The sequence below is a fragment of the Amorphus suaedae genome (genome assembly GCF_053629675.1).
In genome coordinates, this window is the sequence record NZ_JBRJIT010000002.1 from 1,056,079 (window position 1) to 1,081,740 (window position 25,662).

Genomic DNA, 25,662 nt, shown 5'->3' on the forward strand with positions numbered 1-25,662 from the left:
GACCCTGCCTGCATTTTTCCCCTCAGAATTTTTCGAAAGTCCCGCCTGCGATGTCCACGTCCGAGCACGAATCCCCCTCCGAAGCCGGACCCCCGCAGCGTAGCGGCTTTTTGACGGTGTTTCCCTCGATCATTCTGCCGATCTTTCTCGCGGTGGTCGATCAGACAATCGTGGCGACCGCGCTGCCGGCCATCGCGACCTCGTTCGGCGAGGTCGACCGGCTGTCCTGGGTGGTGGTTTCCTATCTGGTGGCGGCGACGATCGCCGCGCCGGTCTACGGCCGCCTCGGCGACGTTCTCGGCCGCCGGCGCCTGATGTTCGTGGCGCTGGCGGTCTACATCGTCGCCTCCATCGTCTGTGCGCTATCCATCTCCATCGAGATGCTGACCTTCGGCCGCATCCTGCAGGGGATCGGTGGCGGCGGCCTGATGACGCTGTCGCAGGCGCTCGTCGGCGAGACGGTCACGCCGCGCGAGCGCGCCCGCTACCAGGGCTACATCGCCACCGTCGCGGTGACGTCGAGCACCTTCGGGCCGGTCGCGGGCGGCGTCCTGACCGAGCATTTCGGCTGGCAGTCGGTGTTCCTGATCAACCTGCCGCTCGGCGCGCTCGCGGTTCTGCTGGCGCTGAAGCTGCCGAAACGTCCGGGGTCCGGCGAATCGTTCCGCTTCGACGGGATGGGGCTGTTCTGGTTCGCCGCCTTCATCAGCTGCGTGCTGATCATGCTGGAACAGGTGCAGGGCCTGTTCGTCGGCCAGTGGTTCTGGCAGGCGGTGCTTCTGGCCGCCGCCATCGCCTCGGTGGTGTTCCTGTTCCGGCGCGAGCGGCGCGCCTCCTCGCCGCTGCTGCCGCTGCCGCTGATGGGCAACCCGGCGGTCTGGCGCTGCGACGCGCTGGCGGCGTGCCATGGCGGCATGCTGGTGGCGCTGATCACCTACCTGCCGTTCTTCTACCGGGTCGCCCACGGCGCGTCGGCGGCGGAGACGGGCCTGCTGCTGCTGCCGCTGACCGCCGGCATCGGCCTCGGCTCGCTGGTCACCGGACGGATCGTCGGCCGCACGGGCATGACCGCGATCTTCCCGTCCTGCGGGCTGACGGTGGCCGTCGCGATCCTGATCTTCATCTCCTTCGCCGCGCCGCATCTCGGCACCAACCAGATCGCCGTGGTGTTCGGCTTCCTGGCCCTCAGCATGGGCACGGTGATGGGCGTGGTGCAGCTGACGGTGCAGCTCGGCGCCGGCGCCAAGCAGCTCGGCGCGGGGGCGGCGACCGTGCAGTTCTCGCGCTCGCTGGGGGCGGCGGTGGGCACGGCGCTGGTGGGCGTCGTGCTGTTCACCTCCCTCGCCCTGACCAATGCGGAGGCGGCGGCGGCGTTCGCGAGCCTCGTCCAGGCGGGCCCCGAGGCGCTGGCGAACCTGCCGGGGCCGCAGCAGGCGGCGATCCGCGACGGGCTGGACCTGGCCTTCCGCAACGCCTTCCTGTGCATCGCCTGCTTCGGGACGATCGCCATGTACCTCGCCTGGACGCTGCCGCTGCGCCGGATCTGAGGCGCGCGCCGGACAGGGGGGACTGCCGGGCAGGCCTATCCACGACCGAGGCGGAAGAGCCGATGCGCCAGCGACCGCAGCGCCCGCCCGTGCAGGCCGTGGGCGCGATGGACGACGGCGCGGTGTCGGGGATCGTGAAGCCAGAAGTAGCCGAGCATGACCGCCTCCGGCGGGTCGACCGTGGACGTCGTTATCCCGTGTTGCGCTCGAAGCGCTGGATGCGCCGCGTGCCGGTCCACGGATCTGCATCGGTTTCGGAGACCAGGCGGAAGCCGTGCCGCTCATAGAGGGCGCGCGCGGCGTCCAGCCCGGCGAAGGTGGTCAGATAGGTCCGGGCGTAGCCACGGTCGTCGACGAAGCGCATCGCGCGCTCCATCAGCCGTTTGCCGAGTCCGCTGCCGCGCGCCGGGGACGCGACGACGAACCACCGCACCCGCGCGCCCTCGCCGGCGGCGTCCAGCCCGTCCACGGTGATCGTGCCGATGAGCGTTCCCGAGGCGTCGAAAGCGGTGAGGAAGAGGTCGCGGCCGGCGTCGAACCGGGCGATGAACGCGCCGAGCTCGCAGGCAAGCGTCGCCTCGAATGGAGCCCCGAAGGTCCAGTGCGGACCGTAGTAGTCCATGTGGAGGGCGAGGGCGGCGCCGATCGCCCCCGGGCGGTAGCCGTCGAAAACGACCGCGTCGGTCATATCGGATCCTCCGGGTGCGAATCGGCCTCCGCTGCCGCGATCGCGATGGCGGCGAGCCGGCCGGCAAAGGCGTCGGTCAGGCTGTCCGGGTCCATCGCCAGCCGCTTCCAGACCACCGCCACGACGATTTCGTTGGCAACCGCGGCGGAGCCCCGGATCTCTCCGTGCGCGACGGCCGTCTCGACGATCGCGCCCACCAGGTCGGCGCGGCCGAGCACCAGCCCCTCGGCCACCGCCTCGCGCGTCGTCGGGTCCGCCGGCGAGGCGCCGACGAGGCCGGCGAGGATCGCGCCGGCCGGCGTCTCCCGGTAGAGGCGGAACAGCTGCCGCAGCATCGCCGTCAGCCGGTCGATAGCCGGGCCGGCGGCGGGGGCCGTCAGCGCCTCGCGGCTGACGATGTCCGTGTAGACCTCGACGTAGAGGGCCGCCTTGGTGGGCCACCAGCGATAGATCGTCTGCTTGCCGGCGCCCGCGGCGGCCGCAACGGCCTCGATGGTGGTCGCGGCGTAGCCGTCGCGGACGACGCACGCCGTCGCCGCATCGAGGATCCTGCGGTGTCTGGCCGTCGAGCGGCGGGGACGGGGGGCGGCGGCTTCGCTCATGCCAGCGATCTTAAACGAGACGATACGTCTCGTCTAGATTCGCTAGGGTGAGCAGTACCTCTTGCTGGGACTGGCTCAGTGGCGGGCCTAAGGAGGGGAGGTCGGGATTGGCGGCGCCGGGCGAATGGGCCGGCCGGAAGATTTCCCCAATCGAGCCTTTGAACGCGCCCATTTTGTTGCGAGTGTACCGGCATGGACGACAAAGAGGCCAAACGGGTGAAATCCTCGGGGCGCGCCAGGCGCGCATTGATCTGGACGGTGATCGCCTGGCCGCTGGTGGTGGGGCTGATGGTGCTCGCCGACCAGGGCGCGGACTGGAACAACCCGGTCGTGCGGGTGGTCGCGATCCTGGCGCTGCCGGCGATCTTCCTGCTGCGGCTGGGCTTGGATCCGCTGTTCCGCAGGCGCGAGCCGGAGGTCCCCGAAGACCGGTTTCCGCCGGCCGATCCCCTGCCGTGACGGGAGCCGGCGGCCGGCCGCGTTCACACGATGCGGGGTGAATTTCGATTTATCGCGCCTCTGTCGCGGGCCGTGCGCTGGGAAGATTCGTCCGTCGTGGGACCGGGACGCGCGGCTCCGCCGCCTGCAAATGCGTCACCTTCTGTCTAGATTTCAGGCTTGGCGATCCAAGCGTGCGCAGCCCCGCCATTCCGATGTGGCAGGGGCCGAATTTTCGTTGCAATATCGAAATTCGCCGACCTATCCTCCCGCGCTGATCCGTCGGTGCGTGCCGACATTTGAGGGAGACGGACATGGCTAGACTTGCTGCGACGCTTTTGGCCACGGCGCTTCTGGCCGGGAGCGCGGCCGCTGCCGAGCCCCTGAAGCTGGGCTTCGTGGCGCCGATGTCGGGCGCCCAGGCCGAGTACGGCCTGCAGATGATGAACGGCATGAAGACCTACATGGCGCAGCACGGCGACACGGTCGACGGCCGCAAGGTCGAGATCGTCGTCAAGGACAGTGGCGGACCGAACCCCGACGTCGCCAAGCGCCTGACCCAGGAGCTCATCGTCCGCGACAAGGTCGACTTCCTCGTCGGCTACGGGTTCAGCCCGAACGCCTTCGCCGCGGCGCCGCTGGCGACGGAATCGAAGACGCCGATGATCATCTTCAACGCGGCGACGTCGAGCATCCCGACCAAGTCGCCCTACATCGCGCGGGTCTCCATGACCCTGGCGCAGCATGCCTTCGGCATCGCCAAGTGGGCGAACCAGCAGGACATCAAGACCGTCTACACCCTCTACGCCGACTACGCGCCGGGCCGCGACGCCAACACCCAGTTCACCAAGATCTTCAAGGCCGGCGGCGGCGAGATCGTCGGCGAGATCGCCGTGCCGCTCTCCAGCCCGGACTTCGGGCCCTACATGCAGCGCATCAAGGACGCCAAGCCGGATGCGATCTTCATGTGGTTCCCGTCCGGCGAACTGGCCAACACGATGCTGAAGGCCTACCGGGCCCGCGGCCTCGACACCGACGGCATCAAGGCGCTCGGCACCAGCGACCTCGTCGACGACAACTCGCTGGATTCGATGGGCGACGACGCGGTCGGGCTGGTCACGGCGGCGCACTACTCGGCCGCCCACGACAGCGAGCTCAACAAGCAGTTCGTCGACACCTACAACGAGGTGTCCGGCGGCAAGCCGCGCCCGAACTTCATGGCGGTGGCGGCCTATGACGGCCTCGCGGCGATCTACAAGGCGACCGAGGAGCTGGGCGGCGACGTCTCCGACGGCGAGAAGGTGATGAAGCTGCTGACCGGCATGAAGTTCGAGAGCCCGCGCGGGCCGATCGAGATCAGCGCCGACGACCGCGACATCGTCCAGAACATCTACATCCGCGAGACCAAGAACACGCCCGACGGCCTCTACAACGTCGAGTTCGAGACGATGCCGATGGTGGTCGATCCCGGCAAGGAATAGGCGAGGGGGAGCGACGCGGACCGTCCCTCCGGCGAGGGGCGGCCCGCGTCGCCCGAACTGCGAAGAAGAAGCGCGACAGCGAAGCGGCTATGGTTGGCCGCCTCCAACGGCTCGGATCTGAGAAAGGCCGCACGTAATGGGAATTGTCGTCTTTGACGGCCTGGCATTCGGCGCGCTCCTGTTCCTGATCAGCGTCGGCCTGTCGGTGACGATGGGCCTGATGAACTTCGTCAATCTCGCCCATGGCACGTTCGCGATGGTCGGCGGCTATACGGCCGCCGTGGTGATGAACACCTACGGCTTCGGGTTTCCGGCGGGCCTCGCGGTGGGCTTCCTCGCGGGGGCTGCGACCGGTGCGGTGATCGAGTTCCTGTTCGTGCGGCGGCTCTACCGGGCCCACCCGCTGGAGCAGGTGCTGTTCACCATCGGGCTCGTCTTCGCCTCGATCGCGGCCACGACCTACGTCTTCGGCCCGACGATGCAGGCCTTCCAGATGCCGGACTATCTCGCCGGCAACTTCACCGCCTTCGGCGCCGAGCTCAGTCGCTACCGGCTGTTCCTGATTGTCGTGGGCGGCATCGTCGTCCTCGGGCTGGTGGCCGGGCTGAACCGCACCCGCTTCGGCGCCATGATCCGCGCCGCTGTGGACAACCAGCGGGTCGCCCAGGGCAGCGGCATCAACGTGGATCGCCTGTTCCTGTTGACCTTCACGCTCGGCTGCGGGCTGGCCGGCTTCGGCGGCGCGCTCAGCCTCGGCATGCTGACGCTCAACCCGGTCTTTCCGCTGAAGTACATGGTCTACTTCCTGATGGTCGTCTGCGTCGGCGGCGCCGGCACGATCACCGGCCCGTTCCTGGCGGCCCTGCTGGTGGGCGTTGGCGACGTGGCGGGCAAGTACTACGTGCCCCAGACCGGCGGCTTCCTCATCTACCTGTTGATGCTGGCGCTGCTGCTCGCGCGCCCGAACGGCATCATCGCGAAGAAGGGCGCGCGCTGATGGCCGTCCATATTCCCCGCCGCGGTCTGGTCGCGCTCGAAGTCCTGTTCTGGCTGGCGCTGGCGGCGACGTTCTTCGTGTTTCCCGACCGGCTCTATCTGCTGACCCAGATCCTCATCGCCGCGCTGTTCGCGCTCTCGCTCGACATCGCGCTCGGCTACGCCGGCATTCTGACGCTGGGCCACGCCGTCTTCTTCGGAATGGGGGCCTACGGGGCGGGCATCCTCGCCAAGTCCGGCTGGGCCGAGCCGGTCAGCGGGCTGGCGCTGGCGTTCGTCGTGTGCGGCCTGGTCGCCTACGTGCTGAGCTACCTGATCGTGCGCGCGGCGGAGCTGACCCAGCTGATGGTGACCATCGCGGTCGGCGCCATCTTCGCCGAGGTGGCCAACCAGGCGACCTCCATCACCGGTGGCTCCGACGGCCTGCAGGGAATCTCCATGTGGCCGATCTTCGGCGTGTTCCACTTCGATCTCTGGGGCAAGACGGCGTTCATCTACGCCTTCGCGGTGGTGGTGCTGCTGTTCCTCGTCGTGCGGCGGCTGCTGCAGTCGCCCTACGGGCTGGCGCTGAAGGGCATCCACGGCAACCGCAAGCGCATGTACGCGCTCGGCTCGCCCGTCGAGGGTCGGCTGCGGTTCGCCTATGCGGCCTCCGCGGCGCTGGCCGGCGTCGCCGGCGCGCTGCTCACCCAGACCACCGAGTTCGTCGGTCTCGACACCCTGAGCATCGACCGCTCCGCCATGGTGCTCATCATCCTGGTGCTCGGCGGCACCGGCCGGCTCTACGGCGGCATCGTCGGCGCGCTGGTCTACATGGTCGTCCACGACTTCTTCGCCGACCTCAGCCCCGCCTACTGGATGTTCTGGCTCGGCCTGTTCCTGATGGCCGTCGTCATGACCGGCGCGGGCGGCATCCTCGGCGGCCTGTCGCGCCTCGTTCGGACGGACCGGTCATGAGCAGCGTTGCGGCCCTTTCCGTTTCCGGCCTGACCGTCGCCTTCGGCGGCATCGTCGCGGTCAACGGCGTGACGCTCGACCTGCCGGTCGGCGCCCGCCATGCGCTGATCGGCCCGAACGGCGCCGGCAAGACCACCTTCGTCAATCTGTTGACGGGCACCCTGAAGCCGACCGCAGGTACGATCCGCATCGGCGCGAAGGACGTGACCCGGCTCGACACGCGCGCCCGCACGAAGCTCGGGCTGACGCGCACCTTCCAGATCAACACGCTGTTTCCCCACCTGACGCCGCTGGAAGCGGTGTCGCTGGCGATCGCCGAGCGCGACGATCTCGCCGGCATCTGGTGGAAGCGGCTCGGCGGGTTCGGCGAGGTCGCCGACGAGGCGGAAGCGCTGCTGGCGCGGCTCCGGCTCATCGAGCATGCGCGGGTGCCGACCGGAGAACTCGCCTACGGCAAGCAGCGCCTGCTGGAGATCGCGCTGGCGCTGGCCGCCAAGCCCCGCATCCTGCTGCTCGACGAACCGGCGGCCGGCATCCCGGCCGGCGAGAGCCGCGAGGTGTTCGAGGTGGTGGACGCGCTGCCGGACGACATCAGCGTGCTGTTCATCGAGCACGACATGCAGCTCGTCTTCCGCTTCGCCCGCCGCATCGTCGTGCTGACCTCCGGCGCGGTCCTCGCCGAGGGCACGCCTGACGAGATCCGGCGCAACGACGACGTCCGTGCCGCCTACCTCGGAGGCACCCATGTCTGATCTCCTGCGCCTCGACGGCGTTACCGCCGGCTACGGCGACGGCATCGTCCTCGACGAGGTCTCCCTGACGATCCGGCCGGGCGAGAGCCTTGCCGTGCTCGGCCGCAACGGCGTCGGCAAGTCGACGCTGCTCGAGACGATCATGGGCAACACCCGCCTGCGCGGCGGCAGCCTGCACCTCGACGGCGTGGACATCACGCGCCTGCCGCCGCACGCCCGCGTGCGCGCCGGCCTCGGCTGGGTGCCCCAGGAGCGCGAGGTGTTCCCGTCGCTGACGGTGGAAGAGCACATGACGGTGATCGCCACCCGTGGCCCGTGGACGCTGAAGCGGGTCTACGGGCTGTTCCCGCGCCTCGAGGAGCGCCGGCGCAACTACGGCAACCAGCTTTCCGGCGGCGAGCAGCAGATGCTGGCGATCGCCCGGGCGCTGATGACCAATCCCCGGCTGCTGCTTCTCGACGAGCCGATGGAGGGCCTGGCACCCATCGTGGTCGATGAACTCTCCCAGCGCGTCGTGGCGCTGTCGCGGGACGAGGGCCTGACCTGCGTGGTGGTCGAGCAGCACCCGATCGTCGCGCTGGCGCTGAGCCACGACGCGGTGATCCTGGAGCGCGGGCAGATCGTCCACAGCGCGCGCTCGCGCGACCTCGCCGAAGACCACGAGACGCTCGACCGGCTGCTCGGCGTCGGAAACGAACCCGCCGATCCGGCGCCGGTTGAGGGAGCCGGCGCGGGGACGGCGCGAAGCTGACCGAAGCTGCCGGATCGCAGGCACGCGCCCGGCATCGGAACACGACAACACAAGGGGAAGAGGAACCAGCGATGAAGCACATGAGAAGACTGATCGCGACCACCGCCGCCATGGTGCTGCTCGGCACCGGCGCGGGCCTTGCCGCGGACACCGTGAAGGTCGGTCTCGTCGGCGAGATGTCCGGCCCGTTCGCCGAGTTCGGCGCCCAGTTCAAGGGCGGCGTGGAGGCCTTTCAGGCGATCAACGGCACCGAGGCCGGCGGCAAGCAGGTCGAAGTCATCATCAAGGACGTCGGCGGCCCGAACCCGGACGTGGCCAAGCGCATGGCCCAGGAGTTCGTGGTGCGCGACAAGATCGACGTGCTCACCGGCTTCGGCTTCACGCCCAACGCCGCCGCCGTCGCCCCGATCGCCACCGAGGCGAAGGTGCCGATGGTCGTGATGAACGCCGCCGCCGGCGGCCTCACCAAGGCATCGGACTACATGGTGCGGGTGTCCTTCAGCCTGCCCACCCTGGTGCCGCCGATGGCCCAGTGGCTCGTCGACAACGACTTCAAGAAGGCCTACGTCATCGTCGGCGACTACCGGCCCGGCCACGACACCGAGGCGGCCTTCCTCGAGGCGTTCCCGAAGGCCGGCGGCGAGGTGGTCGGCAACGTCCGCACGCCGCTGATGACGGTCGACTTCGCCCCCTACATGCAGAAGATCAAGGACGCCAAGCCTGACGTCATCTTCGCCTTCGTCAACGCCGGCGACGTGATGGCCGGTCTCATGAAGGCGTACCGGGAGAAGGGGCTGGAGGAAGCCGGCATCAAGCTCGTCGGCACCGGCGACATCACCTTCGAGCCGTCGATGCCGGCGGTGGGCGACGCGGCCGACGGTGTGGTCACGTCCTACCCGTATTCCATGGAGCACCCGTCCGACCTCAACAAGGAGTTCGTCGCGGCCTTCAAGAAGGCGGCCGGCGCCGATGCCATGCCGTCGATCATGGCCGTCAGCGGCTACGACGCGATGGCGCTGATCTACGCCGCCCTCGACAAGACCGGCGGCGACGCCGACGGCACGGCGCTGGTCGAGGCGATGAAGGGGATGGAATGGGAGAGCCCGCGCGGCCCGATCTCCATCGATCCGGAGACCCGCGACATCGTCCAGAACATCTATCTGCGCAAGGTCGAGAAGGTCGGCGACCACTACGGCAACGTCGAGTTCGAGACCTTCGAGCCTGCGAAATAACGCAGTCCCGATCCCAGGCGACGGCCCGGGTGCGTTCGCGCCCGGGCACGGAGGAAGAGATGCCCAAAGAGATCATCCAGTCGAAGAACGCGCCGGTCACCGGCTTCACCGACCAGACCAAGCCGTCGCCGCTCGCCCAGGCGATCCGCGCCGGCGACTTCATCTACGTGTCGGGGCAGGGGCCGCTGGACCCGGAGACCAAGCAGGTCGTGTCCGCCGACATTCGCGAGCAGACGCTGCGCACCCTCGACAACCTGAAGAGCGTCCTCGAGGCGGGTGGCGCGACCATGGCGCAGGTCATCAACATGCGCGTCTGCCTGCGCGACGTCGCCGATTTCCCAGCCTTCAACGAGGTGTTCCGCGACTTCATGGACGGCGAGAAGGTGACCCGCACCTGCATCGGCGGCACGCCGCACCGTACCGGGGTCAACGTCGAGATCGACTGCGTCGCCTATCTGGGCTGACGCTCAACTGATTGAATCCTGAGCCGTTGCTTGTCGATCAGACGATTTCGCCTGATCGGAGAAGGCTCTAAGCGGCGCCGCGAAGGGCCCGCGCAACAGGGAAGAGAGACCGATGTACTACCAGCGCTCATTGTCCGTCGCGCCGGTCGTCCAGCTCGAGGACGCGGTGAAGGAGCTGTCGGAAACCGGCAAGCGCGTGAAGGTGCTGTGGCAGGAGCCCGACGCGCTGACCTTCGTCGCCCGCGGCCGCGAATACCGCAGCGAATTCCACATCAATCCGTCCGACGAGATCATGTACATGATCCGCGGCCAGATGAACCTGCACATCCGCAAGGAGGACGGCAGCGAGGAGATCGTGGTGGTGCCGGAAGGCGGGCTGAATTTCACCCCCGCCGGCATGCCGCACTCCCCGCGCTTTCCCCCGGACGCCTTCCTGCTGGTCTCCGAGCGCATCCGCCGTGAGGGCGAGGCCGATCGCTTCCAGTGGTACTGCCCGAGCTGCGACGCGCTGCTGCACGAGGAGACCTTCACCGTCTCCGACTACCGCGCGGACCCGGTCTCCAAGGCCTATGCGAACTTCTTCGACAGCGAGGAAAACCGCACCTGCGACAAGTGCGGCAACACCATGCCGCGTCCCGACGGCGTCTGACGCCTCCGTTCCGCGCGGCGCCGTCCGCCGGCGCCGCGCCGCTATTCTGTTTGCGTTTCCAGCCGAGGCCCGTCCATGCGTCAATCCGGACCGCTCGAACCCGACCGGATCCTCCACAACGCGAAGATCGTGACGGCCGATGCCACCTTCACGATCGTCTCCGCGCTCGCCATCAAGGGGGAGCGGATCGTCGCGACCGGCGCGGATGACGAGGTGCTGGCGCTGGCCGGGCCGGAGACGATCGTCGAGGATCTCGGCGGCGCCACCGTGCTGCCCGGCCTGATCGACACCCACGTGCACGTCGAGGAGGCCGGTCTCCTCAAGCACACGGTCGACTTCCGGGGCGTCCACACCGTCGACGAGGCGCTGGCGCGGCTGAAGGCGTTCGTCGATGGCCGCGCGCCCGGCGAATGGGTGATGGGCCAGCTCTGGCACCCGCAGTCGCAGCTTGCCGAGAAGCGGTTTCTCACCCGTGCCGAGCTCGACGCCGTCGCCCCAGACAACCCGCTCTACCTGCCGGTCGGCCACTTCTCGATGCTGAACTCGCTGTCGCTGGCCGCCGCCGGCGTCACCCGCGACACGCCCGATCCCGAAGGCGGCACCATCCACCGCGACGCCGACGGCGAGCCGTCCGGCGTGCTGGAGGAGGCGGCCGAGCGCATGGTGATCGCCGCGTTCCCGGGATGGAGCCCGGAGGCGCGCCGCCAGCAGCTGGTCGACGCCCAGGAGCATCTCAATTCCTGCGGCCTGACGTCGGCCATCAGCGCCGCCGTCAATCCGCAGGACGTGCGCCACTACAATTCCATCCGGCTTGCCGGCGAGCAGACGCTGCGCCTGAGCCTGATGTTCGCGCCGACCGGCGACCTCAATCCCGCCATGACGGCCGAGGAGTGGGAGCGCTTCTTCGCGCTCACCGGCGCCACCTCCGACTTCGGCGACACGTGGCTCAGCCTCTCCGGCGTCAAGCTGCAGGTCGACGGCGGCATGACGCTGCGCACCGCGGCCATGCGCGATCCCTATCCGGACGATCCGAACTATCACGGCACCTGGGTGATCGAGCCGCGCCGCCTGGACCACCTGGTCGCCGTCGCCAACCGCAACGACTGGCGCGTCGGCATCCACGCCGTGGGCGATGCGGCCATCGACGCCGTGCTCGACGCCTACGAGGCCGCCGACGCCGAGCGCTCCATCCTGGAGCGCCGCTTCATCGTCATCCACGGCAGCCTGATGCAGCCCGACCAGATGGACCGGGCGAAGCGGCTGGGCGTGCGCGTCGACGCGCAGCCCACCTTCCTGTGGACCAAGGCGGCCGCCGTCGCGCGCTTCCTCGGCAAGGAAACCGCCGACCGGGCGGTGCCTATGCGCAGCCTCATCGACCGGATGGGCCTGGATCTGCTGGGCGCCGGCACCGACTACGGCATCAACGACCTCGACCCCTTCATCAACATCGCCTTCATGGTGACCCGGCGGGATGCGGGCGGCGACGTCTACGGGGCGGGGGAGGCGATCACCCGCGAGGAGGCGATCCGGCTCTATACGAGTGCTGCCGCCCGCTACGCCTTCCAGGAGCACCGCACGGGCTCGCTGGAGCCTGGCAAGCTCGCCGATCTGGTGGTGCTTTCCGACGACATCCTCACGGTGCCGGACGCGGCGCTTCACACGGTCCGGGCCGTGCGCACCATGGTCGGCGGCCGCACGGTGTTCGAGGGCTGAGGCCGACCGCCGGGGCGTTCGCTGCCGGCCGGCCGCTCCGTCAGGCCTTCCGGGGGGCGAGCACGAAGTCCGCCTCGATCTCCCAGAAGTCGTCGCCGCGGAATTCGTATTCCCTGGCGCGGTCGGGATCGTGGACCCGCTGGAAGTCGGCGAGCAGGCTCTGCTTCACCCCGAACACCGCGTCGGACTCGATGTACTGGTCGTCCGGGTCGAAGATGTGGGTCGTCAGCGTCTGGAAGCCGTCGGCCTTGATGATGTAGTGCAGGTGCGCCGGCCGGTAGGGGTGGCGGCCGAGCGCGCCGAGCAGCTGGCCCACCGGCCCGTCGTCCGGGATCGGGTAGTAGCGCGGCTTCACCGCGCGGAACCAGTAGCGGCCGTCGGCGCCGGTGCGGAACACGCCGCGCAGGTTGAAATCCGGCTGCAGGCCCTTCTGCTGGACGTCGTAGAAGCCCTCGTCGTTGGCCTGCCAGACGTCGAGCACCGCGCCCTCCACCGGCTTTCCCTCCAGGTCGAGGATGCGGCCGGAGACGACCATGTCCTCGCCCTTGGCGTCGAGGCAGATGTTGGCGCCCATCGGCAGCTGGGGCGCGTCGGCGACGTGGAACGGCCCCAGCACGGTGCTTTCGGACGCCCCCGACGGCTTGCGGTTGTCGATGGCGTCGACCAGCATCGAGACGCCGAGCACGTCCGACAGCAGGATGAACTCCTGCCGCCACTCGTTGCACATCTGGCCGGTGCGGGTGAGGAACATGATCGCCTCGAACCACTCCTCCTGGGTCGGCTCGATCTCCTTCACCGCCTCGTGCAGCTTGCGCGTGACGACCTCCATGATCTCCTTCAGCCGCGCGTCCTTCGCGTTGGCGTTGCGGCCGGTCACGACCTCGACGGAATCCTCTTCCGTGAAGAAGCCCTTCTCGTGTGCGTCCATGACGGTTCTCCCCAAGCTCACGTGTTCTGTCAGGTCTGCGGACGGGTGCCGTTCCAGGCATCCTGTAGCAGGACGCGGATGGACTGGCGGTCGATCGGCCGCGGGTTCCAGTAGGCGTTGCGGACGGCGATGTCGGCGGCGCGGTCGAGATCGGCCTCGCTGAGCCCGAGATCGCGCAGCTTCAGCGGCGCGCCGATCGCCTTGGCGAAGTCGTAGAGCGCCTGGCCGGGCGAGCCGCCGAACACGTCCGACACGGGCTGTAGCTGGTCCGGCACCGCGGCGGAGTTGAAGCCCACCGTGTGCGGCAGCATGATCGCGTGGGTGGCGGCATGGGGCGTGTCGAAGGAGCCGCCGAGCGTGTGGCAGATCTTGTGGTGCAGCGCCATGCCGACGGCGCCGAGCACCGTGCCGCACAGCCAGGCGCCGTAGAGGGCGTCGCCGCGCGCCTCGACGTCGGCGGGCGCGCGCACCAGCACCGGCAGGGCCGCCTGCATCGCCCGCAGGCCTTCGGCCGCCATCATCGTGGTGATCGGATTGCGGTCGCGGGCGTAGAGGCCCTCGGCGGCATGGGCCATGGCGTTGAGGGCGCTGGTCACGCTCATGTCGACCGGCAGGCCGAGCGTCAGCAGCGGGTCGTAGATCACCACCTCCGGCAGCACGCGCGGATCCTTCAGCGTGGTCTTCTCGCCATGCTCGGTCTGGCCGAGGATCGGCGTCACCTCCGAGCCGGCGTAGGTGGTGGGCACGACGATCTGCGGCAGGTTGGTGCGGTAGGCGATGGCCTTGCCGAGCCCGGTGGTGGAGCCGCCGCCGAGCGCGACCAGACAGTCGGCGCCGACATCGTCCACGGCAGCCAGCGCCCGCTCAGTCACCTCCACCGGGGTGTGCATGGCCGCGCCGTCGAACACGCCGACGGCCTGGCGGCCCAGGCGCTCGGCGAGTGCCGCGCCGTCGGCCGCCTGGGCCGGCGTCACGAGCACCAGCGCCCGGCTGCAGCCGAGTGTCTCGATCCATTCGCCGACGGTGGCGCTCGCGCCCTCGCCGAAGACGATCCGGTTGGGCGTGCCGCTGTAGCGGAAACTGGGGGTCACGGTCGCTCCTTGGTCGCTCGGGGTTCGGCGGGTGGGCACGGGGCGGGTCGGCCCCGCGCCTGAATCCAGCCGGATCGGCCCGCCGCGCCGCCGGACACTGGCACGGTCGGCGGCATCCTAACAGCCGCCGCCTTGCGATTGATGATTTCAGCGCGGATCAATATACCGGATCGTTATGAAACTAGACGAACGTCATCTCGTCCAGCTGGCGGCGGTGATCCAGGCCGGCGGCGTCACCGAGGGCGCAGCGCTGCTCGGCCTGTCCCAGCCGGCGGTCTCGCGCACGCTGTCGATGCTGGAGAAGCGCATCGGCGAGCCGCTGTTCGTGAAGGGCAGGCGGCCGCTGCTGCCGACGCCGCTCGGCCGGGCGCTGGCCGAGCACGGCCAGACCATGCTGACGGCGTCGCGCAAGGCGTCGGAGATGGTGGAGAGCTTCCGGAAGGGCGGCTCGGGGGTGGTGCGCGTCGCCGGCACCCCGTTCTTCATGGACGGGCTGATCTCCGGCCTCATCGCCGACTTCCAGAACGCCCATCCGGACGTGCGGATCGACCAGACCTACGGCTATTTCCCGGCGCTCCGGGCGGCGCTCTCGGCCGACCGGATCGACCTCGCCATCTGCCCCATCGACCTGCTCGACGAGGGCTCCGGGCTGGAGTTCGGCGCGCTGCTGCCGGGCCGCAACGTGGTGGCGTGCGGCGCCACGCATCCGCTTCTCATGAAGCGCAGGCCGGACCCGCGCGCGCTCCTCGACTATCCGTGGATCGCGCCGCCGCCCGACAGCCCGCTGCTCGCCGACCTCACCAGCCTGATCCTGTCGTTGGGCGAGGCCGAGCCGAAGATCCGCTACACCGGCAGCTCGCTGATCGGCGTCCTCAACGTCATGAAGGCGACCAACGCGCTGACGATCCTGCCCCGCAGCGTGGTGTTCGCACTCCGGGGGGACCGCGCGGTGACGGCGCTGCCGGTCACCGTGCCGCATCCGGAGCGCGCGCTCGGCCTGCTGCGCGGCGCGGGGGCGGCGTCGTCGCCGGCCGTGGAGCGCTTCGCCCGCCACATCCACGCCCGCACCGCCGCCCTCCGCGACGAAATGGACCGCCACGACAAGGCGGCCGCGCGGGGACGCTGAGCATCGATGGCCCTGGCGGGTGGCGCCGGGCGAAAATCAGTCATTGCGAAAAGCAGGGTCTCAGCATCGATGCGATCGCCGCCACGGCGGCGGCCGCTCCATTTTCGGGTCCGTTGGATTTCGAAGGAAATGTCCGGAGAAAATGGAGCGGGCGATGGGATTCGAACCCACGACCCCAACCTTGGCAAGGTTGTGCTCTACCCCTGAGCTACGCCCGCAAACGCCGCCCGCCCGAAGGCGTTGGCGTCACTGAGGCTGTCGATATGGCGGATTGGGCGGTGGAATGCAACACCCTTTCAATCGCCTGTGGGAAATTCGTCGGGGAGAACCCGGAGCGGCCACGCCGCTCGCCGCTCCGGCCGATGACCGGGCGCAAACCCCCAGAGAATTCGGGGGCTAGGCAGGATTTTCACCGTGTTGTTATCTGCAATCGATAGCAAAACCTTCGGTCGCTGAAAGGGGCGGCCGGGGCTGGACGAGGGTCCTTGCGCGCCGCCGCGTCCGGTGGGCGCCGCGAGGCCGGATCAGGGCGGGACGGGCATGGGCGTGGGGTGGAACGGGGTCTCTCGCGCGGCGGTCCTCGCCGCGGGTCTCGGTCTTGCGGCGGGCAACGCGGCCCTCGCCCAGAGCGATGCGTCCGACGGCGGCTTCTTCGGTTGCGGCGGACAAGCCAATCCCTGCGGCTACCAGAACCTGCTGTCGCAGTTCACGGCCTACAAGAACGGCCCGGTCAGCCAGGGCAGCGTGCTGCAGGAAAACCTCAGCCTCGTCGAGAACGTCTTCCTGACGCCGAGTTTCGGAGCCGTCGCCACCAGCATGACGGCGGGCGAGTTCCGCGACCTTGCCGCGATCAATTCCCAGCTGCCCTACGGACCTGCTGTGCCGGGGACGCCGGACACGAATTCAACGTACTTCTACGTGCCGGTGTTCAACGTCTGGAACATGGCCGACTGGACCATCTCCGCGTCGGGCGGGGGCACGCCCAGCGAGAGCTTCAACGTCGGCGACCTGATCACGCCCGGAGCCGGCGCCGGACCCGACAGCTACTACGTCCTCCTTAACAGCCTGGATGCCATCAGCGCAGGCGCGGCGAAGACCTACTATGCTAACGTGTCGAACGCCTATTCCAATTACCCGCGCCCCGGCGGGGGCTCCTGGCCGGACACAATCGCCGACCCGCGGCCGTTCCTCACCTCCATGACCATCCACAACAACCGCTGGACCCAGTTGACCGGAGCCAATGCGGTGCCATCGCCCTATGCGATCTCGATCCAGCGCGACAGCTATCCGAGCTTTTCCGACACTTCGACGCAGCACGGAACCCTGCAGTCCGGGCCGGAGGCTCAGGATTGGGGCGCCTATGTCCACAGCGCGGCCTTTCCGAGCGGCCACAGCACGTTGGGAACCCAGATCGGGGTGGGCTCCGCGGTCGTGGCGCCACGCTACTTCAAGGACGTGGTGATGGCCGGCGCCGAGTTCGGACGCAGCCGAAACATCTTCGGAGTTCACTATCCGCTCGACGTCATCGGCGGCCGGATGATCGGAACCTTCAACGTTGCCTATGCCATCGCGACGCTCGGCGGGGCGTCCGGCGTCGGCGGCGCCAACGGCTTCGGGCTGCTGCCGACCCAGTTCCAGCAGGCGAACGCCGATCTGGGGGTGACGCTCGGCGGCGATGCGGGCTTCCTCAACGAATCCCCCTATGCGGATGCGTGCAGCGGCGATCTCGCCGGCTGCATCACCTCCGGCGCCATCCCGTCGGCCCAGACCTTCCGCGATCTGCGCACCCAGTACGTGAACCTCGCGACCTACAGCGACGTGCCCAACGGCAACGGCGGCACCGGCTTCACGCCCGGCGCGACCGCCGGCCGCGTAATGGGGTCGACGGCCGCCGAGCAGGCGACACTGGCCGTGGCCGCGCCGCTGCTGGCCACCCGCTTCCCCTATCTCGACGCGGGCCAGCGGGCGGAGGTGCTGCGCACCACGGCGCTCGCCTCGGGCGGCCCGCTTGACAACGGCTCCGGATGGGACCGGATCAACCTCTTCGCCGCCGCCGACGGCTACGGCAGCTTCGCCTCCACGGTTTCCGTGACGATGGATGCCTCCCAGGGGGGCTTCAACGCGTTCGACGTGTGGGCGAACGACATCTCGGGCGCGGGCGGCCTCGCCAAGCTCGGCTCGGGCACGCTGGTGCTCGCCGGCGACAGCACCTACTCGGGCGGCACCACGGTCTCCGGCGGCACGCTCGGGCTGTCGGGAAGCCTGACGGGCGCGGTGACGGTCGCCGCCGGCGCGACCTTCTACAACGCCGGAACCGTGACGGCGCTTGCCGGCACAGAGGTCTCCAACGCCGGCACGCTCACCAACGACGGGACGATCGCCAGCGCCGTCGTCAACACCGGCCTCGTCTCCGGCAACGGCACGATCACCGGCGCGCTCACCAACTCCGGCACGCTCTCGCCGGGCCATTCGGTCGGCACCCTCACGGTCAACGGTCCGGTCTCCTTCCTTCCCGGATCCACCTACGTGGCCGAGATGGAGCCCGGCGGCGTCAGCGACCTGATCGCCGCGACGGGCAAGGTGACGATTTCCGGCGGCACGCTTCAGCTGGTCGCCGCGCCCGGTCTCGCCTTCGGCTTCGACACCATGACGCTGCTGACGGCCGGGGGAGGGGTGACGGGCGCCTTCGACAGCGTCTCCGATCCGTTCGCCGACGAGTATCCCTATCTGGACGTGACGCTCGTCTACACGCCGTCGGGCGTGACGGTGGAGAGCGTCCGCAGCAGCGTCGACTTCCGTACCTATGCGCTGACCCCCAACCAGGTCGCGGTCGCCACCGCGCTCGATTCGCTGCCGGCGACGGCGCCCATCGTGGAGGAGGTCGCCGCGCTCAACGCCGCGACGACGCCGGCGGCCCTGGACCAGCTTTCCGGCGAGGCCTACGCCACGACCGCGTCCTGGATGATCGAGGACAGCAAGTTCGTGCGCGATGCGGCGCTGGCCCGTATCCGCGGCGCCTTCGACCGGGTCGCCCCGCCCGCCATGAGCGTGCTGGCTTACGGCGAGACGGGTGCGGCGGCGGTGGCCACCGCGGCACAGGCGCCGTTCGCCGCCTGGGGACAGGGCTTCGGCTCGTGGGCGAACGAGGACGGCGACAGCAACGTGGCGTCCGCCGACCGCACCATCGGCGGCTTCGCGGTCGGCATCGATCGCGCCGTCGGCGGTGCCTCGCGTCTCGGCGTGCTTGCCGGCTACTCCCAGTCGAGCGTCGAGGTCGGTGGGCGCAATTCGTCCGCCGACGTGGAGACCGCGTCGGTCGGCGCGTACGGCGCGACACGGCTGGGCGGCTTCACCCTCTCCGGCGGCGGTGCCTACGCCTGGCACGCCACCGACATGGACCGCTCGGTCGCCTTCACCGGTTTCACCGATTCGCTGTCGTCGGACTATGACGCCTACAGCGTCCAGCTGTTCGCCGAGGCGGCCTACGGCATCGGCCTTGGCCGGGTGCGGCTGGAGCCGTTCGCCGGCGTCGCGTACGTCCACCTCGACACCGACGGCTTCACCGAGACGGGCGGCGCGGCGGCGCTCACCAGCCCGGGCTGGACCGACGACACCACCTTCACCACCGTCGGCCTGCGCGGCGCGACGGATGTGCGGATCTCGTCGCTGGCCGCACGGCTGTCGGGCGGCATCGGCTGGCGCCACGCCTTCGGCGACGTCGACACGCAGGTGCCGCTGGCGTTCGCGAGCGGCGGCTCGGTGTTCGGCGTCGCGGGGCAGGCGATCGCCGAGGACGCGCTGGTGCTGGACGCCGGGCTGGATGTCGCCGTGGGCACGCGCGCGACCCTCGGCCTCAGCTATGCCGGCCAGATCGCCGACGGCGTCAGCGACCAGGGTCTGCGCGGCAGCTTCACGCTGCGCTTCTAGAGCGAGCCCCGGCTACCGTGGCTTGAAGCGGCGGCCCTGCAGCGACATGGCGAATCGCGTCGGTGTGCGCGCGAAGGCGGCGAGCCCCTCCAGCGCCGGCCGGTCGTGGGTGACCAGCCAGGTCGGGATGGTCCGCATGATGGCCTCGTGCGGCGCCTTCGCCTCGAACGCCGAGCGGAAATGGCCGTCGGACAGGAAGCGCATGATCTTCGGGCCGATGCCGCCGGCGATATAGACGCCGCCGTGGGCGAGGAAGATGAGCGCGAGGTCGCCGGAGAAGCGGCCGAGATAGGTGCAGAACAGGCGCATCGCCTGCAGCGCGGCCGGATCGCCGGCGAGCGCCAGTTCGCTCACGTGTTCCGGGGTGGCGTGATCCGGCGTCAGGCCGCCGGCCGCGCAGACCCCCCGGTAGAGACGCACGATGCCGGCGCCGGAGAGCAGCGTCTCAGTGGTGATGCGCCCGTGGAAGCGCTCGAAGTGCGGCCACAGCGCGAAGTCCTCGTCGGTCTCCGGGCCGAGCGCCACGTGGCCGCCTTCGCCGGGGATCGGCGTCAGCCGTCCGGCGGCCGAAACCAGCGAGGCGACGCCGAGCCCGGTGCCGGGCCCGATCACCACCCGCGGCGCGTGCTCGCGCGGTTCGCCGCCGCCGAGCCGGACCAGGTTCGACTCGTCGAGCGACGGGAGGGCGAGCGCCAGCGCCTCGAAGTCGTTGATGACGACGACGTCGCGGAAGCCGAACGTCTCGATCATCGCTTCTGGCTCGATGGTCCATTCGGCGTTGGTGAGCTTGATCGGCGGCAGGTCCACCGGCCCCGCGATGGCCATCACGATGGACTTGGGCAGCAGCGAGGTGTGGGCGAGAACGGCCTGCTCGATCGCCGCGACCGGGGTCGGATAGTCCGACGTCGTGACGGTCGGGAAGTGCTTCAGGTCCCCGTAGGCGTCCGGAATCATGGCGAACCGGGCGTTGGTCCCGCCGATGTCGGCAATCAGGATGGGGAAGGCGAGCGGCTCGTTGTCACCGTGCTGTCGCGCCATGTGCATTCCTTGAATCTGCGTGGGTCGATCGAAGGGACAACGCACGAGGGCAGGACCGGGTCGCGCGAAAGGGCGAGATTTCGAGGCCGTCGTGCCGCACGGGTTGCGACCCGCCCCATTTGGCCGTGCCCGGGCGCCCCGGTCAACGTGCTTGAACAAAAGAGAAGATTGGCGTTGGCGTGGCGCGGGGGAGACCACGATATGTAAGCGGTGGCAACCTTTCCAGGAATGTTCAGTCCCTCATGGCCATCCCGTCGAATCGCGCGTCCCACATCCGGCTGACCTCCCATCCCGGCGCCGGCGCGCCCGTGCGCTTTCCCATCCGCTGGGGCGCGCCGACCGCGGCCGAGCGCGGCCCGGTCGTCGGATCGGTCACCCGGCCGTCCGACCGCAATGTCATCGGCGCCCACGGCGGCGCCTATTCGCTCTACCGCGCGCTGGCGGTGTCGGCCGGTGCGCTGAATCCGCTCCAGCGGCCGGATCTCGCCAACACGTCGCCGGTGGCCGACATCCCGGTCAACGACGCCTGGCGCGACCCGGCGGCGATCGTGGCGCTCGATCCGTGGGGCCATCTGGTCGGCGAGGCGTTCGGCGACCTGATCGCCGAGGGGGTGGACATCCGCCCGACCATCGCCGTCACCCGCTCCAGGCTGCACATGGCGGAAATCGCCAACGCCATCGCCGCCGGCCGGCTGACGCCCGACGGCACGGTCCTGCGCGCCGGAGGCGAGGTGGCGGTCACCAAGATCGCCATCGACCCCGTCTGGTATCTCCCGGGCATCGCGTCGCGCTTCGACGTGGCCGAGAGCGCGCTCCGCCGCGTGCTCTTCGAGCAGACCGGCGGCATGTACCCGGAACTGGTCACCCGGCCGGACCTGCACGTCTTCCTGCCGCCGATCGGCGGGGCGACGGTCTACATCTTCGGCGATCCGGCGGGGCTCGGCGATCCGCGGCGCGCCGTCACCTGCCGGGTGCACGACGAGTGCAACGGATCCGACGTGTTCGGCTCCGACATCTGCACCTGCCGGCCCTATCTCCTGCACGGCATCGAGGAATGCATCCTCGGCGCCCAGGCCGGCGGGACCGGCCTCGTCGTCTACAACCGCAAGGAGGGGCGGGCGCTCGGCGAGGTCACCAAGTTCCTCGTCTACAACGCCCGCAAGCGCACCGGCGACACCGCGGAAGCCTACTTCGAGCGGACCGAATGCGTGGCCGGCGTCCAGGACGCGCGCTTCCAGGAACTTATGCCCGATGTTTTCCACTGGCTGGGCGTCACCCGCATCGACCGGTTCGTCTCGATGTCGAATATGAAGTACGACGCGATGATCAAGGCCGGCGTAGCGATCGGCGAGCGGGTGCCCATCCCGGAGGATCGGGTGCCCGCCGATGCCCACGTCGAGATCGAGGCGAAGAAGGCGGCCGGCTACTACACGCCGGAGCCTGCGAAGGCGGACGGCGGGCTCGCCGCGGTTCGCGGACGGGGGATCGATGACGTCTGAACGAGAGGCCTACGCCGCGCTCATGCGCGCCGATGCGGTGCGCGCCGGAGCGGCCCGGATCTTCGCGCTGGCGGAAGAGGGCGCGCTGCCGGGGTTCACCCTGCATCTCGATCGGCTCGGCGAGGCGGCGGACCGGGTCGTGGCGGTTACGAAGGCGCGCTATCCGGATCTCTCGGTGCCGCTGCATTCCCGCTGGCGCCATTTCGAGACCGGCGGCCTTGACCGCTGGGGCATGCTGGCCGCCGCCCGCGAGTTCGCTGATCCGCGGCAGGCGGCGCGCGCCGCCGGCGATCTGGCGGTGGTGAGCGTGCTGCTGGATGCGGGCGCCGGGCCCGCCTGGCGTTACCGGGAAGAGCTCACCGGGGAGACGCACGCCCGCTCGGAGGGCCTCGCCATCGCGTCGCTGGCGATGTTTGCCGCCGGCCTGTTCTCCGGCGTGCCGGCCGACCCGCTGCGCGCCGACGCCGTCGTGCTGGCGCGGCTGACCGAGGAGGAGCTGGCGAGCGGCATGCAGGCGGGGCCGGACAATCCCATCGTCGGGCTTGCGGGCCGCACCCAGCTTCTGGCGCGGCTCGCCCACGTCATGGAGAACCGGCGCGATCTCTTCGCCATCGAGGACGATCCCCGGCCCGGCGGTCTGATCGACGCCCTCGTCGCCGAGGCGCGCGACGAGATGCTGCCGGCCGCGACCATCCTCGACGTCATCCTCGATGCGCTGACCCCGGTGTTTCCCGGCCGGCTCGAGCTCATGGGGATGCCGCTCGGAGACACCTGGCCGCATCCGTCGCTGGCCGACGGGACGGTGGGGTCCGACCTCGTGGCTTTCCACAAGCTGTCCACATGGCTGGCGCTGTCGCTGATCGAACCGCTCGACCTCGCCGGCGTCACGGTGACCGACCTCGACGGGCTTCCCGGCCTGGCGGAATACCGCAACGGGGGCCTGTTTCTCGACACCGGCGTGCTGCAGCTGAAGGACCCGGCCGACGCGGAGCGCGAGCACGCCGTCGACAGCCCGCTCGTCGTCGGCTGGCGGGGGATGACGGTGGCGCTGCTGGACCGGCTGGCGGATGCGGTGCGCGAGCGGCTCGACATCGGCGCGGCGGCGTTCCCGCTTGCCTGCTTGCTGGAGGGCGGGAGCTGGGCGGCCGGCCGTGCGATCGCCTACGAGCGGCGCGCCGACGGCAGCCCACCGTTGCGGGTCGCAAGCGACGGCACCGTCTTCTGATCCATCTTCCTCAACGCGCGGCGGGAGCAAGGGCAACATGCAGGGCGTGACGGTGGTCGACCATCCGCTGGTGCGGCACAAGCTGACCCTTCTGCGCCGGAAGGAAACCTCGACCGCGGGCTTCCGCCGGCTGGTGCGCGAGCTCGCCATGCTGCTCTGCTACGAGACCACCCGCGACCTGCCGCTGGAGGATGTGGAGATCGAGACGCCGGTGACCACGATGATGTCGCCGGTGCTGGCGGGAAAGAAGCTGGTGTTCGCGCCCATCCTGCGCGCCGGGACCGGCCTCCTCGATGGCATGCTCGAACTGGTGCCGTCGGCGCGCGTCGCCCACATCGGGCTCTACCGCGATCCCGATACGCGCCAGGCGGTCGAGTATTATTTCAAGGCGCCCGAGGGCATCGCAGAGCGCCTGACCATCGTCATCGACCCGATGCTGGCGACCGGTCATTCGGCCATCGCCGCCGTCGACCGACTGAAGGAAGCCGGTGCCGGCGAGATCCGGTTCGTCTGCCTGCTGGCGGCGCCGGAGGGGGTGACGGCGCTGCGCGATCACCATCCCGACGTGCCCATCTTCACGGCGGCCATCGACGACGGCCTGAACGCCGAGGCCTTCATCTATCCCGGTCTCGGCGATGCCGGCGACCGGCTGTTCGGCACGAAATAGACGGCAGCCCGACGCACGATCGGGGCGTCCCGCGATTCCCCTCCGTTCGAAAATGCTCTAGAGCATGGGGCGTCCGGATCGTGACGATCCGAACGCCAAGGAATTGCTCAGGTATCTGGATCTGGAACCAGGTCTTGTCGTCCGGGTGCACACCCGGCCGGAAAAGGTCCCAGACCGGTCGAGAGGAAATGCTCGAAGTATCGTCCGGCCCGGTCCCGTCTCTCGGACGCGGGATCGTCGGGCCCGGACCGATGATGTTCAGGCATCCGCAAGGCGCCGGCCGGCGCGACCGGGTGCTTCAGGAGGACCCACCGCATGTTTCCCACGCCGAAGCCGCAGCTGACGCCGAACACCTACGCCTATGAATCCGAACCGATGGTCAAGGCGACCGGCTTTCGCGAGTACGACGCCCGCTGGATCTTCGGCGAGGAGATCAATGTCATGGGCGTCCAGGCGCTCGGCATGGGCATCGGCACGCTCCTGAAGGAGATGGGCAAGCCCCAGGAGATCGTCACCGGCCACGATTTCCGGTCCTATTCGTCCTCCATCAAGATGGCGCTGGTGTCCGGCCTGATGGCCGCCGGCTGCAAGGTCCACGACATCGGCCTGGCCGTCACCCCGATGGCCTATTTCGCCCAGTTCGAACTCGACGTGCCGGCGGTCGCCATGGTGACCGCGTCCCACAACGAGAACGGCTGGACGGGCGTGAAGATGGGCGCCGACCGCCCGCGCACCTTCGGCCCCGACGAGATGGGGCGCCTGAAGGAGATCGTGCTGTCGGCCGCGTTCGACCTGTCGGGGGGCGGCTCCTACGAGTTCGTCGAGGGCTTCGCCCAGCGCTACATGGACGACCTCGTCCAGAACCGGAAGATCAAGCGTCCGCTGAAGGTGGTCGCCGCCTGCGGGAACGGCACCGCCGGCGCGTTCGCGCCGGACGTGCTGGCGCGCCTCGGCGTGGAGGTGGTCCCGCTCGACACCGAGCTCGACTTCACCTTCCCGAAATACAACCCGAATCCGGAAGACCTGGAGATGCTCCACGCCATCCGCGACGCGGTGCTGGAGCACAAGGCCGATGTCGGCTTCGGCTTCGACGGCGACGGGGACCGCTGCGGCGTCATCGACGAGAAGGGCCAGGAGATCTACGCCGACGTGGTCGGCGTGATGCTCGCCCGCGACCTCTCCAAGCTGCATCCGAACGCGACCTTCGTGGCCGACGTGAAGTCGACCGGCCTCTATCAGACCGATCCGGTGCTGAAGGAGAACGGCGCCCACATCGACTACTGGAAGACGGGCCACTCGCACATCAAGCGCCGCGTCACCGAGCTGAAGGCGATCGCCGGCTTCGAGAAGTCCGGCCACTTCTTCTTCAATCCGCCGGTCGGGCGCGGCTACGACGACGGCCTGATCTCGGCCATCGCCATCATGGAAATGCTCGACCGCAATCCGTCGAAGTCCATGTCGGACCTGCGCGGCGAGCTTCAGAAGACCTGGCAGACGCCGACCATGTCGCCGCACTGCGACGACGAAACCAAGTACGGCGTCGTCGACAAGGTGGTGAAGCGCTTCAAGGACATGAAGGCGGCGGGCGAGACCGTTGCCGGGCACGGGATCGAGGACCTGATCACCGTCAACGGCGTCCGCGTCGTCTCCGACGACGGCACCTGGGGCCTGGTCCGCGCGTCCTCCAACAAGCCGGAACTCGTGGTCGTCATCGAGAGCCCGGTGTCGGAAGCGCGGATGCGCGAGATGTTCAAGGCCGTCGACGGCGTGCTGCGGGAAAACCCGGAAGTCGGCGCCTACAACCAGACGATCTGAACCGGCATTGAGGCAGTGCCGGCAGATGCCCGGCGCTGCCTGACGGATCTGGCGGGGGAGGCGCGGGGCCGCGCCG

At 69.4% G+C, this 25,662-nt stretch carries 22 protein-coding genes and 1 tRNA gene; 17 read left to right on the top strand and 6 right to left on the bottom strand.

Annotation, left to right across the window (positions count from 1 at the left end; genetic code table 11):
- Positions 1-152: 152 nt before the first annotated feature.
- Positions 153-1,547 carry an MFS transporter gene (locus AB7M35_RS18580; RefSeq protein ID WP_453961910.1) on the top strand — a complete coding sequence of 465 codons (1,395 nt, stop codon included), beginning with the start codon at positions 153-155 and terminating at the stop codon, positions 1,545-1,547.
- Between the two features lie 190 nt (positions 1,548-1,737).
- On the opposite strand, the gene AB7M35_RS18585 is transcribed toward AB7M35_RS18580, so the two are convergent.
- Together AB7M35_RS18585 and AB7M35_RS18590 are read right to left on the bottom strand one after the other, a co-directional pair.
- Positions 1,738-2,235, bottom strand: a complete 498-nt coding sequence (locus AB7M35_RS18585) for a GNAT family N-acetyltransferase (protein WP_453961911.1) — start codon at positions 2,233-2,235, stop codon at positions 1,738-1,740.
- Positions 2,232-2,837: a TetR/AcrR family transcriptional regulator gene (locus AB7M35_RS18590; RefSeq protein ID WP_453961912.1), complete on the bottom strand. Its 606-nt coding sequence runs from the start codon at positions 2,835-2,837 to the stop codon at positions 2,232-2,234. Before AB7M35_RS18590 ends, AB7M35_RS18585 begins: the two co-directional genes overlap by 4 nt.
- 192 nt (positions 2,838-3,029) lie before the next feature.
- Here AB7M35_RS18590 and AB7M35_RS18595 point away from each other — a divergent pair, with 192 nt between their 5' ends.
- From AB7M35_RS18595 to AB7M35_RS18640, 10 genes are all read left to right on the top strand, one after another.
- A complete protein-coding gene (locus AB7M35_RS18595; RefSeq protein WP_453961913.1) occupies positions 3,030-3,296 on the top strand; it encodes a hypothetical protein in 267 nt (88 codons plus the stop codon).
- A gap of 293 nt (positions 3,297-3,589) precedes the next feature.
- Positions 3,590-4,756 carry an ABC transporter substrate-binding protein gene (locus tag AB7M35_RS18600; protein WP_453961914.1) on the top strand — a complete coding sequence of 389 codons (1,167 nt, stop codon included), beginning with the start codon at positions 3,590-3,592 and terminating at the stop codon, positions 4,754-4,756.
- A gap of 136 nt (positions 4,757-4,892) precedes the next feature.
- Positions 4,893-5,753 carry a branched-chain amino acid ABC transporter permease gene (locus AB7M35_RS18605; RefSeq protein WP_453961915.1) on the top strand — a complete coding sequence of 287 codons (861 nt, stop codon included), beginning with the start codon at positions 4,893-4,895 and terminating at the stop codon, positions 5,751-5,753.
- Positions 5,753-6,709 (top strand): branched-chain amino acid ABC transporter permease, encoded by a 957-nt coding sequence (locus AB7M35_RS18610; RefSeq protein ID WP_453961916.1) that lies wholly within the window; start codon positions 5,753-5,755, stop codon positions 6,707-6,709. Before AB7M35_RS18605 ends, AB7M35_RS18610 begins: the two co-directional genes overlap by 1 nt.
- A complete protein-coding gene (locus tag AB7M35_RS18615; protein ID WP_453961917.1) occupies positions 6,706-7,461 on the top strand; it encodes an ABC transporter ATP-binding protein in 756 nt (251 codons plus the stop codon). The genes AB7M35_RS18610 and AB7M35_RS18615 overlap by 4 nt, the downstream gene beginning before the upstream one ends.
- Positions 7,454-8,212 carry an ABC transporter ATP-binding protein gene (locus tag AB7M35_RS18620; protein WP_453961918.1) on the top strand — a complete coding sequence of 253 codons (759 nt, stop codon included), beginning with the start codon at positions 7,454-7,456 and terminating at the stop codon, positions 8,210-8,212. The genes AB7M35_RS18615 and AB7M35_RS18620 overlap by 8 nt, the downstream gene beginning before the upstream one ends.
- 71 nt (positions 8,213-8,283) lie before the next feature.
- Complete coding sequence (locus AB7M35_RS18625; RefSeq protein ID WP_453961919.1) at positions 8,284-9,444, top strand: ABC transporter substrate-binding protein; 1,161 nt, start codon at positions 8,284-8,286, stop codon at positions 9,442-9,444.
- 59 nt (positions 9,445-9,503) lie between these two features.
- Complete coding sequence (locus AB7M35_RS18630) at positions 9,504-9,908, top strand: RidA family protein (protein ID WP_453961920.1); 405 nt, start codon at positions 9,504-9,506, stop codon at positions 9,906-9,908.
- A 112-nt stretch (positions 9,909-10,020) separates the two neighbouring features.
- Entirely contained in the window at positions 10,021-10,557 is a 537-nt protein-coding gene (locus AB7M35_RS18635; RefSeq protein WP_453961921.1) for a 3-hydroxyanthranilate 3,4-dioxygenase, read from the top strand.
- 75 nt (positions 10,558-10,632) lie between these two features.
- Positions 10,633-12,270, top strand: a complete 1,638-nt coding sequence (locus AB7M35_RS18640; protein WP_453961922.1) for an amidohydrolase — start codon at positions 10,633-10,635, stop codon at positions 12,268-12,270.
- A 40-nt stretch (positions 12,271-12,310) separates the two neighbouring features.
- Here AB7M35_RS18640 and AB7M35_RS18645 read toward each other — a convergent pair whose 3' ends face one another.
- Positions 12,311-13,198: an intradiol ring-cleavage dioxygenase gene (locus AB7M35_RS18645; RefSeq protein WP_453961923.1), complete on the bottom strand. Its 888-nt coding sequence runs from the start codon at positions 13,196-13,198 to the stop codon at positions 12,311-12,313.
- A gap of 29 nt (positions 13,199-13,227) precedes the next feature.
- A complete protein-coding gene (locus AB7M35_RS18650) occupies positions 13,228-14,289 on the bottom strand; it encodes a maleylacetate reductase (protein ID WP_453961924.1) in 1,062 nt (353 codons plus the stop codon).
- Between the two features lie 175 nt (positions 14,290-14,464).
- Here AB7M35_RS18650 and AB7M35_RS18655 point away from each other — a divergent pair, with 175 nt between their 5' ends.
- Entirely contained in the window at positions 14,465-15,415 is a 951-nt protein-coding gene (locus AB7M35_RS18655; RefSeq protein ID WP_453961925.1) for a LysR family transcriptional regulator, read from the top strand.
- A gap of 143 nt (positions 15,416-15,558) precedes the next feature.
- Here AB7M35_RS18655 and AB7M35_RS18660 read toward each other — a convergent pair.
- A tRNA-Gly gene (locus AB7M35_RS18660) sits at positions 15,559-15,633 on the bottom strand.
- 328 nt (positions 15,634-15,961) lie between these two features.
- Here AB7M35_RS18660 and AB7M35_RS18665 point away from each other — a divergent pair.
- Positions 15,962-19,342: an autotransporter outer membrane beta-barrel domain-containing protein gene (locus AB7M35_RS18665; protein WP_453961926.1), complete on the top strand. Its 3,381-nt coding sequence runs from the start codon at positions 15,962-15,964 to the stop codon at positions 19,340-19,342.
- A gap of 12 nt (positions 19,343-19,354) precedes the next feature.
- Here the strand turns inward: AB7M35_RS18665 and glk are convergent, their stop codons facing one another.
- Entirely contained in the window at positions 19,355-20,380 is a 1,026-nt protein-coding gene (glk, locus tag AB7M35_RS18670) for a glucokinase (RefSeq protein WP_453961927.1), read from the bottom strand.
- Between the two features lie 242 nt (positions 20,381-20,622).
- Between glk and AB7M35_RS18675 the strand changes: the two genes are divergently transcribed.
- The 4 genes from AB7M35_RS18675 (at position 20,623) to AB7M35_RS18690 (ending at position 25,586) form a co-directional block, all read left to right on the top strand.
- Positions 20,623-21,879, top strand: coding sequence for a GTP cyclohydrolase II (locus tag AB7M35_RS18675; RefSeq protein WP_453961928.1), 1,257 nt, complete (start codon positions 20,623-20,625; stop codon positions 21,877-21,879).
- Entirely contained in the window at positions 21,869-23,104 is a 1,236-nt protein-coding gene (locus tag AB7M35_RS18680; protein WP_453961929.1) for a DUF1688 family protein, read from the top strand. The genes AB7M35_RS18675 and AB7M35_RS18680 overlap by 11 nt, the downstream gene beginning before the upstream one ends.
- Before the next feature lie 37 nt (positions 23,105-23,141).
- The gene (upp, locus tag AB7M35_RS18685) at positions 23,142-23,771 is read left to right on the top strand and encodes a uracil phosphoribosyltransferase (RefSeq protein WP_453961930.1); all 630 of its coding nucleotides are present in this window, start codon (positions 23,142-23,144) and stop codon (positions 23,769-23,771) included.
- Between the two features lie 315 nt (positions 23,772-24,086).
- A complete protein-coding gene (locus AB7M35_RS18690) occupies positions 24,087-25,586 on the top strand; it encodes a phosphomannomutase/phosphoglucomutase (RefSeq protein WP_453961931.1) in 1,500 nt (499 codons plus the stop codon).
- Positions 25,587-25,662: the final 76 nt, after the last annotated feature.